Source organism: Streptomyces sp. NPDC052225 (assembly GCF_040679615.1).
Classification (GTDB): Bacteria; Actinomycetota; Actinomycetes; order Streptomycetales; family Streptomycetaceae; genus Streptomyces.
In genome coordinates this window covers 146,281-160,151 of the sequence record NZ_JBFAVD010000005.1, presented here as the reverse complement: position 1 = coordinate 160,151, position 13,871 = coordinate 146,281, and the positions used below count along the sequence as shown (strand labels likewise).

The 13,871-nt window shown below is 70.5% G+C and carries 10 protein-coding genes; 8 read left to right on the top strand and 2 right to left on the bottom strand.

Features of this window, described 5'->3' with window-relative positions:
* Positions 1-18: 18 nt before the first annotated feature.
* Together AB0L37_RS10100 and AB0L37_RS10095 are read right to left on the bottom strand one after the other, a co-directional pair.
* Positions 19-855, bottom strand: a complete 837-nt coding sequence (locus tag AB0L37_RS10100; RefSeq protein ID WP_365502355.1) for an NmrA family NAD(P)-binding protein — start codon at positions 853-855, stop codon at positions 19-21.
* Positions 852-2,078, bottom strand: coding sequence for a low temperature requirement protein A (locus AB0L37_RS10095; RefSeq protein ID WP_365502353.1), 1,227 nt, complete (start codon positions 2,076-2,078; stop codon positions 852-854). The genes AB0L37_RS10100 and AB0L37_RS10095 overlap by 4 nt, the downstream gene beginning before the upstream one ends.
* 240 nt (positions 2,079-2,318) lie before the next feature.
* On the opposite strand from AB0L37_RS10095, the gene AB0L37_RS10090 reads away from it, so the two are divergent.
* The 8 genes from AB0L37_RS10090 to AB0L37_RS10055 all read left to right on the top strand — a co-directional run bounded on the left by AB0L37_RS10090 (position 2,319) and on the right by AB0L37_RS10055 (position 13,832).
* Entirely contained in the window at positions 2,319-3,500 is a 1,182-nt protein-coding gene (locus AB0L37_RS10090) for an ROK family transcriptional regulator (RefSeq protein ID WP_365502351.1), read from the top strand.
* A gap of 151 nt (positions 3,501-3,651) precedes the next feature.
* Positions 3,652-5,139 carry a sugar ABC transporter ATP-binding protein gene (locus AB0L37_RS10085; RefSeq protein WP_365502349.1) on the top strand — a complete coding sequence of 496 codons (1,488 nt, stop codon included), beginning with the start codon at positions 3,652-3,654 and terminating at the stop codon, positions 5,137-5,139.
* 142 nt (positions 5,140-5,281) lie between these two features.
* Entirely contained in the window at positions 5,282-6,298 is a 1,017-nt protein-coding gene (locus AB0L37_RS10080; protein WP_365502347.1) for an ABC transporter permease, read from the top strand.
* A 27-nt stretch (positions 6,299-6,325) separates the two neighbouring features.
* On the top strand, positions 6,326-7,384 hold the full coding sequence (locus tag AB0L37_RS10075) for a substrate-binding domain-containing protein (RefSeq protein ID WP_365502345.1): 1,059 nt from the start codon (positions 6,326-6,328) through the stop codon (positions 7,382-7,384).
* A gap of 190 nt (positions 7,385-7,574) precedes the next feature.
* On the top strand, positions 7,575-8,741 hold the full coding sequence (locus AB0L37_RS10070; RefSeq protein WP_365502734.1) for a Gfo/Idh/MocA family oxidoreductase: 1,167 nt from the start codon (positions 7,575-7,577) through the stop codon (positions 8,739-8,741).
* A 14-nt stretch (positions 8,742-8,755) separates the two neighbouring features.
* Positions 8,756-9,754, top strand: a complete 999-nt coding sequence (locus AB0L37_RS10065; protein WP_365502343.1) for a sugar phosphate isomerase/epimerase family protein — start codon at positions 8,756-8,758, stop codon at positions 9,752-9,754.
* Positions 9,755-10,007: 253 nt separating this feature from the next.
* Positions 10,008-12,452 carry a PQQ-dependent sugar dehydrogenase gene (locus tag AB0L37_RS10060; protein WP_365502341.1) on the top strand — a complete coding sequence of 815 codons (2,445 nt, stop codon included), beginning with the start codon at positions 10,008-10,010 and terminating at the stop codon, positions 12,450-12,452.
* 15 nt (positions 12,453-12,467) lie between these two features.
* Positions 12,468-13,832 carry a ThuA domain-containing protein gene (locus tag AB0L37_RS10055; protein ID WP_365502339.1) on the top strand — a complete coding sequence of 455 codons (1,365 nt, stop codon included), beginning with the start codon at positions 12,468-12,470 and terminating at the stop codon, positions 13,830-13,832.
* The last annotated feature ends 39 nt before the right edge of the window (positions 13,833-13,871 follow it).

The following is a 13,871-nucleotide window of genomic DNA, read 5'->3' as shown; positions in this document are numbered from 1 at the left end:
GGGGGCCTCGGCCCCGGCTCAGGCAAACGCCCCCGCGTGCTCGACCGCCCACTGGGAGAAGGTCCGGGGCGCCCGCCCCGTGACCTTCTCCACGGTGTCCCGCACGGGTGACTCGTCCAGCGTCCCGTCCACGTAGAACCGGAAGAACGCCTCGACGTAGGGCTGCGGCATCCGCGCCGAGAAGTCCGCCCGCGCCTCCTCGTCCGAGAGGCCCTCGAACCGCAGCGGCCGGCCGAGGACCTCGCCGAGGATCCGTACGCGGTCCGCCGGCGTCAGCGCCTCGGGCCCCGAGAGCGCGAGGGCCTGTCCGTCGTACCCGGTGCCCTCCGCGAGCAGCACACGCGCCGCGACCTCCCCGATGTCGTACGGGTCGAGCACCGCCGCCCGTACGCCCGGGAACGCGGCCCGCACGACGTCGCCCTTCCTCAACTGGTCCGCCCACTCAAGGGTGTTGGACATGAACGCGCACGGCCGCAGGAACGTCCACGCGAGGCCGGACTCCCGCGCCGCGGCTTCCGCCTCCATCATGTAGCGCGTGACGGCGTTGGACTCCTCGCCGCCCGGGATCGAACTGCTCGACAGGAGCACCACCCGCCGCGCACCCGCCGCCCGCGCAGCGGCCAGAATCTCCCGCTGCGCCCCGTACCCGGGCAGCAGGAACAGCGCCTGTACGCCGCTGAGCGCGGCCCGCACCGAGTCCGCCCGGTTCAGATCGCCCGCCGCCGCCTCGGCCCCCGGCGGCAGACCGTCGGCCGCACCCGAACGGCTGAGGGCCCGCACCGGCGCGCCCGCCGCGGCCACGGCACGTACGACCTCCCGGCCGACGTTGCCCGTCGCGCCCGTCACCAGAATCATGTGAGCTCCCCTCGACGCGTGTCCTGTCGACACGTGGGGGACCAGCGTGCCTCGGCGGCGAGCATGCCCACCAACGACACGACCAGAACCAGGAGTTGGGCCAGCGCCGACACGTACAGGCCGAGGAACGCCGTCGCGAGCACCACCGGCACGGTCGCCGCCCGGAAGCCCAGCGGGCGCAGCTTCATCGCCGCGCGGAACGCCACGTCACCGGCCAGGAACAGCGCCACCCCGCCCGCCAGCGCCAGCGCGGGCCCCGTGTGCAGATGCTCCCCGATGTGCCCCAGCGACTTCTTGATCCCGGCCGCCAGGAACGCCACACCGAGCAGCATCGGCAGGAACGCGTAGTAGTACGCGGTCATCGCCAGCTGGAAGCGCCGGTCGGCCGGCGTCGCCGCGAACGCCCGCTCGGCGCCGCCCTCGTCGCGCACGAAGTACGTCCACCACAGCGCGCCGGCGAGGGCGAGCGCCAGGAAGACCCCCGTGAACACGCTTGCCGTGAACGGCAGATCGCCGATCCCGACGCCGATCGCGACGACCGACTCGCCGAACGAGACGATGAGCAGCAGACCGTGCCGCTCGACGAAGTGCCCCGGGTGCAACGCGCCCAGCTGGGTGCGGAGTTCGGCGGCCCGGCGGTCGGAGCGGCGGGTCGGCCCGTACTCCGCCAGGCGCGGGGTCACGGTCTGCACGGCGATCGCGAGCAGCCACAGGCCGTCCGACGCGAGGCCCGTGCACAGACCCGCGCCGGTGATGGCCAGCGCGGCAAGGGAGTTGGGCACCGCGTACCAGATGACGTCGTTGCCGTGGCTGCGCGTGTACAGCACGCTGTGCACGACGACGACCATGAGATAGCCGAGGCCGAAGACCACGCCCGCGTTCGAGTCCGGGTCGAAGACGTGCGGGATCGACAGGGCGCAGATCAGGAACGCCGCCATGCCGAGCAGCATCAGCAGGCGGCGGGACGGGCGGTCGGGCGGCACCTGGTTGGTCAGGTACGCGTAGGCGCCGTACATCCAGTAGAGGACGACGAAGATCAGCACGACGCGGCCCGCGGTGGCCCAGGACAGGTCGTGCGCGATCAGCACGGTGAGCTGGGTCAGCGTGTAGACGAAGACCAGGTCGAAGAAGAGCTCCAGCGTCGTGACGGGCTGATGGACCGGGCCCGGGCCCGGCTTCGGTATCGGCGCGTGCGGTGACGAAGGTGCCGTGGGCGACGTCATGTCTCGTTCTCCCCCTGTGACGTGGCGCGTTGTCGCGGCGCACAGACTACGGTCCGGCCGTGCCGCGTGCAGGGGAGTGTCTCGAGGAACGGTCTTTGTCCTGTGACTGGAGAAAGTCATGGGTAATTCCTGCGCAACTTCTTCCCACCCCCGGCAGGCACTGCTACGTTCCCCATCGAAAGCACGGCGTACGTCAGCCATCCGGAAGCCCGAAGAGGCGGGGAGGGGCACGTGAGACGCATGACGGCTCGACCCGCGAACGCGCACCAGGCGCGCTTGCTGCGACTGCTGCGCGACGGCGGTCCCAACTCCCGTGCCCAGCTGGGCGACCAGATCGATCTGTCGCGCTCCAAGCTGGCCGTCGAGGTGGACCGGCTCCTGGAGACCGGACTCGTGGTCGCCGACGGACTCGCCGCCTCGCGCGGCGGCCGCCGCTCCCACAACATCCGGCTCGCGCCCACGCTCCGCTTCCTCGGCGTCGACATCGGCGCGACCTCGGTCGACGTCGCCGTCACCAACGCGGAGCTGGAAGTCCTCGGCCACATCACCCAGCCCATGGATGTACGGGAGGGGCCGGTCGCGGTCTTCGAGCAAGTCCTCGCCATGGCCGCCAAGTTGAAGGCGTCAGGCCTCGCCGAGGGGTTCGACGGAGCGGGCATCGGCGTGCCAGGACCGGTTCGCTTCCCCGAAGGCGTTCCGGTCGCGCCGCCGATCATGCCCGGCTGGGACGGCTTCCCGGTCCGCGAGGCACTCAGCCAGGAACTGGGCTGCCCCGTCATGGTCGACAACGACGTGAACCTGATGGCGATGGGGGAGCAGCACGCCGGCGTCGCCCGCCAGGCGCGCGACTTCCTCTGCGTCAAGATCGGCACCGGCATCGGCTGCGGCATCGTCGTCGGCGGCGAGGTCTACCGCGGCACGACGGGTTCGGCCGGCGACATCGGCCACATCCAGGTCGAGCCGGACGGACGCCAGTGCGCCTGCGGCAACAAGGGCTGCCTGGAGGCCTACTTCAGCGGCGCGGCGCTCGCCCGCGACGCCGAGGAGGCCGCCCGCGACGGCAGTTCGCCCGAGCTCGCCGGGCGCCTGGAGAGCGCCGGAAAGCTCAGCGCCGCCGACGTCGCGGTCGCCGCGGCCGCCGGTGACGGGACCTCCCTCGACCTGATCCGCGAGGGCGGCAACCGCACCGGGCAGGTCATCGCGTCCCTCGTCAGCTTCTTCAACCCCGGCCTCGTCGTCATCGGCGGCGGTGTCACCGGCCTCGGCCACACGCTCCTCGCCGCCCTGCGCACCCAGGTCTACCGCCAGTCGCTGCCCCTGGCGACCGGCAACCTTCCCATCGTCCTGGGCGAGCTGGGCCCCACCGCCGGTGTCATCGGCGGCGCCCGCCTGATCAGCGACCACCTGTTCTCACCCGCGTAGGACATCCGCCTCTTTCACGTCACCCAGTACGGCGCACTGCTCTGCCCTGCCCTGAAACCGGCCCGCACCCGCTGCTAGGGGAACCGCCATGGCACCTTCGCCACTTCCGGCATCTTCGGCATCTTCGGCACCAGAACCACCGCTGCTCACCATGTCCGGCATCACCAAGTCGTTCCCCGGAGTCCGCGCCCTCGACGGCGTGGACCTGGAGGTCCAGGCGGGCGAGGTGCACTGTCTGCTCGGCCAGAACGGCGCGGGCAAGTCCACGCTCATCAAGGTCCTGGCCGGAGCGCACCAGCCCGACGAGGGCACCATCACCTGGCGCGGCGAGACCACCGTCCTGCGCTCGCCGATCGCCGCGATGCGCCTCGGTATCGCCACCATCTACCAGGAACTCGACCTGGTCGAAGGCCTGTCGGTGGCCGAGAACGTCTTCCTCGGCCACGAGCCCACCTCGGCCGGCTTCGTCGTACGAGGACGCGACGCCAGGGCAGCGACTGCCGCCCTGCTCAAGCGGCTTGGGCACGGCGAGATCTCGCCCGGCACCCTGGTCGGCGACCTCTCCGCCGCCGGTCAGCAGATCGTCTCGATGGCCCGTGCGCTCTCCCACGACGTGCGCCTCATCGTCATGGACGAGCCGTCGGCGGCGCTCGACCCGGACGAGGTCGACAACCTCTTCCGTATCGTCGGAGACCTCACCGCCGAGGGCGTCGCCGTCGTCTACATCTCGCACCGCCTGGAGGAGATCCGGCGGATCGGCGACCGCGTCACCGTCCTCAAGGACGGCCGCGCCGTGGCCGGCGGACTCCCCGCGAAGGACACGCCCACACGGGACGTCGTGGCCCTGATGACGGGCCGCAACGTGGAGTACGTCTTCCCGGACCGGCCGCTGTCCGCCCCGCGCACGGACGCCGTGCTCACCGTCAAGAACCTGTCCCGCGAAGGCGAGTTCGCGCCGCTCGACCTGGAGATCCGTCCGGGAGAGATCGTCGGCCTCGCCGGTCTCGTCGGCTCGGGTCGCTCCGAGATCCTGGAGACGATCTACGGCGCCCGCAAGCCGACGACCGGCCAAGTCACCGTCAGTGGGAAGGAGTTGAGGCCCGGAAGTGTCCGCTCAGCGGTGCGCGCGGGCCTCGGCCTCGCGCCCGAGGAGCGCAAGGCGCAGGCGCTCCTCATGCTGGAGTCGGTCACCCGCAACGTCTCCGTCTCCTCCATGTCCCGCTACTCGTACGGGGGTTGGCTCAACCGCTCCGCCGAACGCGAGGCCGCGCACCGGGCCACCCGGGAACTCTCGCTGCGCCCCGACAACCCCGGCGTCCCGGTCCGTACGCTCTCCGGCGGCAACCAGCAGAAGGCGGTCCTGGCCCGCTGGCTGCTGCGCGGCTGCAAGGTCCTGCTCCTCGACGAGCCCACCCGCGGCGTCGACGTCGGCGCCCGCGCCGAGCTCTACGCGGTCATCCGCCGCCTCGCCGACGACGGCCTCGCCGTCCTCCTGGTCTCCAGCGAGGTCCCCGAGGTCCTCGGCCTCGCCGACCGCGTCCTGGTCCTCCGCGAGGGCCACGTCATCCACGAATCCCCGGCCCGGGACCTGGACGAACACCGAGTCCTGGACCTGGTCATGGAAGGCACGGCGAGGTGAGCGGCGCGGTAGTCAACTGCGCCGAGGGCAGCCCCGATAGGGGCGCGGGGAACTGCGCGACCAGCCACCCACGACCGGCACTCACACCCCACAACAACCCCCACGGCGATCAAATAACGACCCCAGAAGGGACCCCGGCGCCATGACGCACCCCGCCTCCCCAGCCCGCCCGGCGGAGCCAAAGCGCGCCCCGGCCCCCACCGGCAGCGCCCCCCGGACGTTCCGCCTCGACATCCGCACCCTCTCCCTGCTGGGCGTCCTCGCCGTCCTGATCGTCATCGGCGGCGTCACCCAGCCCGACTCCTTCCTGGACACCGACAACGTCCAGCTGATCCTCACCCAGGCCAGCGTCATCGGCGTCGTCACCGTCGGCATGACCTTCGTGATCATCTCCGGCGGCATCGACCTCTCCGTGGGCGCCATCGTCGCCCTCGCCAGCGTCTGGGCCACCACGGTCTCCACCCAGGAGTACGGCTTCCTCGGCGTCCTGTTCACCGCGATCGTCGTCGGCGTCGGCTGCGGCCTCGTGAACGGCATGCTCATCGCGTACGGCGCCGTCGTCCCGTTCATCGCCACCCTCGCGATGCTCGCCTCAGGGCGCGGCCTCGCCCTCCAGATCACCGACGGCAACACCCAGATGGTCACCGTCGACAGCGTCCTCAAGCTCGGCGAACGGGACTCGTACATCCTGGGGATCCCGCCGCTGGTGCTCGTCTTCGCCGCCGTCACCGTCATCGGCTGGCTCGTCCTGAACCGGACCACGTTCGGGCGCCGCTCCGTCGCCGTCGGCGGCAACGCGGAAGCCGCCCGGCTCGCCGGCATCGACGTACGCCGTCAGCGGCTGTACCTCTACCTGCTGTCCGGACTGTGCTGCGGCATCGCGGCCTTCCTGCTGATCGTGCTCTCCGGCTCCGGCCAGAACACCAACGGCAACCTCTACGAACTCGACGCCATCGCCGCCGCCATCATCGGCGGCACCCTCCTGACCGGCGGCCGGGGCACCATCACCGGCTCCGTCCTCGGCGTCCTGATCTTCACCACGATCCAGAACATCTTCGCGCTGAACAACATGGAGAGCGCGACCCAGCAGATCGCCAAGGGCGCCATCATCGTCGCGGCGGTCCTGGTCCAGCGACGTACAGCGAACACCCACTCCTGAAGGTCGGCCCCGGGAAGGGACGAAGCCATGCCAGAGATCACCAGCCAGATGGCGAGCCGCAGAAGGATCCTGTTCGGCGCCGCCGCCGTCACCACGGGCGGCCTGCTGACGGCCTGCACGAGCAACGAGCCAAGCGACAAGGACGACAGCAGCAAGGCCGCCGACCAGCCGGTGGCCGACAACAAGGCCGGCAAGCAGGTCACGATCGGCTTCGCCGGGCCGCAGGCCGACCACGGCTGGCTCAACGCCATCAACGACAACGCCAAGGAACGCGCGAAGAAGTACTCGGACGTCACCCTGGAGGCGACGGAGGGCTCGAACGACACGGCCGCCCAGATCGGCCAGGTCGAGACGCTCATCAACAAGAAGGTCGACGTCCTCGTCATCCTGCCCGCCGACGGCAAGGCCCTGACCCAGGTCGGGCTGAAGGCGATGCGGGCCGGCATCCCCGTCGTGAACCTGGACCGCATCTTCAACACCCCGCAGGCGTACCGCTGCTGGATCGGCGGCGACAACTACGGCATGGGCCTGTCCGCCGGCAACTACATCGGCGAGAAGCTCAAGGACAAGAAGAACGCGAAGGTCATCGAGCTCGCCGGACTCGACAACCTCGAACTCACCAAGCAGCGCACCCAGGGCTTCGACGACGCCCTGAAGAACTACCCCAACATCAAGAAGGTGGCCCGTCAGGCCGCCGACTTCACGGTCGAGTCGGGACAGGCGAAGATGTCCCAACTCCTCCAGGCGCAGAAGGACTTCGACGCGCTGTGGAACCACGACGACGACCAGGGCGTCGGCGCGCTGCGCGCCATCAAGCAGGCGGGCCGCGACGACTTCCTGATGGTCGGCGGTGCGGGCGCCCTGTCCGCCATGCAGGCCATCGAGTCCGGCGACAGCGTCCTGAAGGCCACCGTCCTCTACCCGCCGACCATGGCCGCCTCCGCCATCGACCTGGCCCGCGCGCTCGGCCAGGGCAAGGGGATCAGCGGCATGGCCGAGTTCGAGATCCCCGCCCACGTGACGCTGTACTCGGCCGTCGTCGACAAGGACAACGTCAAGCAGTACCTGCCGACCGGCTTCAAGTGATGCGAGGCGTCGGCGCGACGCGCTCGGTGAACTCGACCTGTCCGGCCGGTACTTCGACTGGTACTTCGGCCTGTACGAGGAGGACTTCCGCATGGCAAGCAGTGGCAGCGGCACGACGGCCCACGACACGGGCGGCGACAACGACGGCGAGGTGAAGCGGCCCGCGCCCCGGCCCGTCCTGGGGGTGGGCATGGTCGGCTACGCGTTCATGGGCGCCGCCCACTCCCAGGGGTGGCGCACAGCCGGCCGCGTCTTCGACCTGCCGCTCACCCCGCGGCTCGCCGCGGTCTGCGGCCGCGACGGGCAGGCGGTGCGCGCCGCCGCCGACCGGCTCGGCTGGGCCGCGGCCGAGACGGACTGGCGGGCGCTGATCGCCCGGGACGACGTCGACCTCGTCGACATCTGCACCCCCGGCGACAGCCACGCCGAGATCGCCGTCGCCGCCCTGGAGGCGGGCAAGCATGTGCTGTGCGAGAAGCCCCTCGCCAACTCCGTCGAGGAGGCGGAGACCATGACCGCGGCCGCCGAACAGGCGGCGGCACGCGGGCAGTTGGCGATGACCGGCTTCAACTACCGACGGGTCCCGGCCATCGCGCTCGCCCGCCGCATGGTCGACGAGGGCCGCGTCGGCACCCTGCGCCACGTGCGCGTGACGTACCTTCAGGACTGGCTCGTCGACCCGGCCTTCCCGCTGACCTGGCGGCTCCAGAAGCCGTACGCCGGCTCGGGGGCGCTCGGCGACCTGGGCGCGCACGCGGTCGACCTCGCCCAGTTCCTGGTCGGCGAACCCCTCGCGGGCGTCTCGGCGCTCACCGAGACGTTCGTACGGGAACGCCCCCTGCTCGACGGTGCCTCCTCCGGCCTCTCGGCGGCCGGGGGAGGAGCGGGGGGCCTCGGCCGGGTCACCGTCGACGACGCGGCCCTGTTCACCGGCCGCTTCGCCTCCGGCGCCCTCGCCTCCTTCGAGGCCACCCGCTTCGCGACCGGCCGCAAGAACGCGCTGCGGGTCGAACTCAACGGTGAGCGCGGCTCGTTGGCCTTCGACCTGGAACGCCTGAACGAGCTGTACTTCCACGACCACACGGAACCCGGCGACAGCGCCGGCTTCCGCCGCATCCTCGTCACCGAGCCCCAGCACCCCTACCTGGAGGCCTGGTGGCCGCCGGGCCACGGGCTCGGCTACGAGCACACCTTCGTGCACCAGGCCCGCGACCTCGTCCACGCGATCGCCGAGAAGACCGCGCCCGCACCGTCGTTCGCCGACGGACTCCAAGTGCAGCGGGTGCTCGCGGCGGTCGAGGAGAGCGCCGCGAAGAACTCCGTCTACACCGCCGTCCCGGCCCCCGTCCCCGCCTGAGGAGGCTGCACACCGTGCCCCGACAGTTCACGCTCTTCACCGGCCAGTGGGCGGACCTGCCCCTGGAGGAAGTCTGCCGCCTGGCCCGCGACTTCGGCTACGACGGCCTCGAACTCGCCTGCTGGGGCGATCACTTCGAGGTCGACAAGGCCCTCGCCGACCCCTCGTACCTCAAGGGCCGCCACGAGCTGCTCGCCACGTACGGCCTCAAGTGCTTCGCGATATCGAACCACTTGGTCGGCCAGGCCGTCTGCGACGCCATCATCGACGAACGCCACGAGGCGATCCTGCCCGCCCGCATCTGGGGGGACGGCGAGGCCGAAGGCGTACGGCAGCGGGCCGCCGCGGAGATCGCCGACACGGCCCGCGCGGCCGCCGCCTTCGGCGTCGACACCGTCATCGGCTTCACCGGCTCGTCGATCTGGCACCTCGTCGCCATGTTCCCGCCGGCCCCCGAGTCGATGATCGAGCGCGGCTACGAGGACTTCGCCGCCCGCTGGAACCCGATCCTGGACGTCTTCGACGCCGAGGGCGTCCGCTTCGCGCACGAGGTCCACCCGAGCGAGATCGCGTACGACTACTGGACAACGCACAAGGCGCTCGCGGCAGTTGACCACCGTCCCGCGTTCGGCCTGAACTTCGACCCCTCGCACTTCGTGTGGCAGGACCTCGACCCGGTCGGCTTCCTCTACGACTTCCGTGACCGGATCTACCACGTCGACTGCAAGGAAGCGCGCAAGCGGCTCGACGGCCGCAACGGGCGCCTCGGCTCCCACCTGCCCTGGGGCGACCCGCGCCGCGGCTGGGACTTCGTCTCGGCCGGCCACGGCGACGTCCCCTGGGAGGACGTCTTCCGCATGCTCCGCTCGATCGACTACACGGGCCCCGTCTCGGTGGAGTGGGAGGACGCCGGCATGGACCGCCTCCAGGGCGCCCCGGAGGCCCTGACCCGCCTCAAGTCCTTCGACTTCGAACCGCCCACCTCCTCCTTCGACTCGGCCTTCAGCTCCTAGAGCCCCGCAGGGGCGCGACGAACTGCGCGACCAGCCCCAACGGTCGCGCAGTCGCTGAACCCTGCCCGGACACCTCTTTGTCCTGGTGCTGGAAAAAGTTCAACTAACCCCCGCGCAAGGGCTACCCGAGCCGGACAAACGCAGCTAACTTCCTTGCTGCATACATGACACATGGCACATGGCAAGCACATGAATTCCGGGGTGACGGCGCACCCCGCCCCCAGCACGACCCGCCCCCATTCCGGAGGAACCCGTGCACAGGAAACGCCTGAGAACCCGCAACGCACTCGCACTGCTGACCGGCACCCTGCTCGCCGCCACATCCCTCACCCTCACCGCCCACGCCGCCCCGGCCCCGCAGGAAGCCGCCGCGGCCGAGGACTTCCAGCAGGTCACCCTCGCCAAGGGCCCGGAAGAGGTCGGCGAGCCCATGAGCCTCGCCGTCCTCCCCGACCGCAAGGTCCTGCACACCTCCCGCGACGGCGTCCTGCGCCTGACCGACGAGAACGGCACGACGAAGGTCGCCGGCAAACTCGACGTCTACAACCACGACGAAGAGGGCCTCCAGGGCGTCGGCGTCGACCCGGACTTCAGCGAGAACCGCGCGATCTACCTCTACTACGCGCCCCCGCTGAACACCCCGGCCGGCGACGCCCCCAACGACGGCACGACCGCCGACTTCGCCCCCTTCGACGGAGTGAACCGCCTCTCGCGCTTCACCCTCAACGAGGACGGCACCCTGAACACGGCCTCCGAGAAGAAGGTCATCGACGTCGCCGCGTCGCGCGGCATCTGCTGCCACGTCGGCGGCGACATCGACTTCGACAAGGACGGCAACCTGTACCTGTCGACGGGCGACGACTCCAACCCGTTCGCCTCCGACGGCTTCACGCCGATCGACGAGCAGGCCACCCGCAACCCGGCCTACGACGCCCAGCGTTCGGCCGGCAACACCAACGACCTGCGCGGCAAGATCCTGCGCATCAAGGTCGCCGACGACGGCTCGTACACCATCCCGTCCGGCAACCTCTTCGCGCCCGGGACGGACAAGACCCGCCCCGAGATCTACGCCATGGGCTTCCGCAACCCGTTCCGGATGAGCGTCGACAAGCCCACCGGCATCGTCTACGTCGGCGACTACGGACCCGACGCCGGCGCCGCCGATCCCAAGCGCGGCCCCGCGGGACAGGTCGAGTTCGCCCGCGTCACCAAGCCCGGCAACTTCGGCTGGCCGTACTGCACCGGTGACAACGACCCGTACGTCGACTACGACTTCGCGACGAAGACGTCCGGAGCGGCCTTCGACTGCGCCGCGCCGAAGAACAACTCGCCGCACAACACCGGACTCGTCGACCTGCCCCCGGCCCAGGCCGCGTGGATCCCGTACGACGGCGGTTCCGTGCCCGAGTTCGGCTCCGGCTCCGAGTCCCCCATGGGCGGACCCGTCTACCGCTACGACCCCGCGAACACCTCGCCCGTCCGCTTCCCCGAGGCGTACGACGGCGACTTCTTCGCCGGTGAGTTCGGCAGGCGCTGGATCAAGCGGATCGAGCAGGACGCCGACGGCAAGGTCACGTCCATCAACCCGTTCCCGTGGACCGGCACCCAGATCATGGACATGGCGTTCGGTCCCGACGGCGCGCTGTACGTCCTGGACTACGGCACCTCCTGGTTCGGCGGCGACGAGAACTCCGGCCTGTTCCGCATCGAGAACGCCACCGACGGCCACTCGCCGACGGTCGACGCCAAGGCCGACAAGACCTCGGGCCAGGCCCCGCTCAAGGTGAGGTTCACCTCCACGGCGAACGACGCCGACGGCGGCACCCTCACCTACGCCTGGAACTTCGGCGACGGCACCACCGGCACCGGCGCCGCGCCCACCCACACGTACAAGAAGAACGGCACCTACACCGCCACCGTGACCGTCAAGGACTCCACGGGCCGCACCGGAAGCGCCGACGTGCACCTCGTCGTCGGCAACACCGCACCCAAGGTCACCCTCGAACTCCCCGCCGACGGCCAGCTGTTCACCTTCGGTGACGAGGTGCCCTTCAAGGTGAAGGTGACCGATCCCGAGGACGGCACCATCGACTGCTCCAAGGTCACGGTCACGCACATCCTCGGCCACGACAGTCACGGCCACCCGGTGACCTCCGCCCACGGCTGCTCCGGCACCATCAAGACCAGCGCCGACAGCGAGCACGACCCGAACGCCAACGTCTTCGGAGTCTTCGACGCCGAGTACACCGACAAGGGCGCCAACGGTCAGCCGGCCCTCACCACGCACGACCAGGCCGTCACCCAGCAGAAGCACCGCCAGGCCGAGCACTTCGGCGACTCCCAGGGCGTCTCCGTCGTCAGCCACACTCCCGCCGAGGGCGGCAAGACCGTCGGCGACATCAACAACGGCGACTGGATCTCCTTCGAGCCGTACGTGATCGGCAACGCCAAGACCCTGACCGCGAGCGTCGCCTCGGCCGGCTCCGGCGGCACCCTTGAGGTCCGCACCGGATCGCCCACCGGACGCCTCGTCGGCAAGGCGACCGTCGCGCCGACCGGTTCCTGGGAGACGTTCACGGACGTGACCACGCCGATCACCAAGGCACCCAGCGGGACCACCACGCTCTACCTGGTCTTCAAGGGATCCGGCACCGGCGCCCTGTTCGACGTCGACGACTTCACCTTCACCACGAGCTGAGAGGAGCAGGCCATCATGCGCACCTCCGCACGCATCGCGCTCGCGACCGCCGCCGCTGCCCTGCTCATCGGCGGGGTCACGGCACCCGCGTCCTCCTCGTCGCAGGGGGCCCAGGCCCGTGACCGGGTCCTGGTCTTCTCCAAGACCGCCGGCTTCCGCCACGACTCCATCCCCGAGGGCATCGCGGCCCTCAAGGAACTCGGGGCAGCGAGCAAGCTCGCCGTCGACGCCACCGAGGACGCGACCGCCTTCACCCCGGGCAACCTCGCCCGGTACAAGGCGGTGGTCTTCCTCTCCACCACCGGCGACGTCCTCGACGCGACGCAACAGCAGGCGTTCGAGGAGTACGTCGCCGACGGCGGCGGCTACCTCGGTGTGCACGCCGCGGCCGACACCGAGTACGAGTGGAGCTACTACGGCGGCCTCGTCGGCGCCTACTTCCAGTCGCACCCGGCGATCCAGCCCGCGACCGTCCGCGTCGAGGACCGCCACCACCCGGCCACCGCGCACCTCCCGGCGGCCTGGCCGCGCACGGACGAGTGGTACAACTACCGCTCCAACCCGCGCGAGCACGTCCACGTCCTCGCCACCCTCGACGAGACGACGTACACCGGCGGCACCATGAACGGCGACCATCCGATCGCCTGGTGCCAGGAGTACGGCGGCGGCCGCGCCTTCTACACCGGCGGCGGCCACACCAAGGAGTCCTACGCCGACCCGGCCTTCCGAGGACACCTGCTCGGTGGCCTGAAGTACGTCACCGGCCAGGTGTCCGCTAACTGCAAGCCGAACACCGGCTACCGGAAGATCTTCAACGGCGAGACCCTCGACGGCTGGAAGCAGGCGGGCCCCGGCAGCTTCACCGTCGACAAGGCCACGGGCACGCTCCACACCACCGGCGGCATGGGCCTCCTGTGGTACCAGGCCAAGGAACTGTCGTCGTACTCCCTGAAGCTCGACTGGAAGATGCAGGGCGACGACAACTCCGGTGTCTTCGTGGGCTTCCCGGCCTCCGACGACCCCTGGTCGGCGGTGAACAAGGGGTACGAGGTCCAGATCGACGCCACCGACGCCCCGGACCGCACCACCGGCGCCGTCTACTCCTTCCAGTCCGCGGACCTCGCCGCCCGCGACGCGGCCCTGCGGCCACCGGGGGAGTGGAACCAGTACGAGATCAGGGTCGAGGGCGAACGCCTCCAGGTGTTCCTCAACGGAGTCAAGGTCAACGACTTCACCAACACCGACCCCGAGCGGAGCCTGACCGACGGCTACATCGGCCTGCAGAACCACGGCGCCGACGACCAGGTCTCCTTCCGCAACATCCGTCTGAAGGAGCTGGCCGCTCCCGCCGACGGCGCGCTGCCCGGAACGGGCGACTAGAACGGCGGCGGGCGGGGGACGCCGGACCCCTGCCCGCCG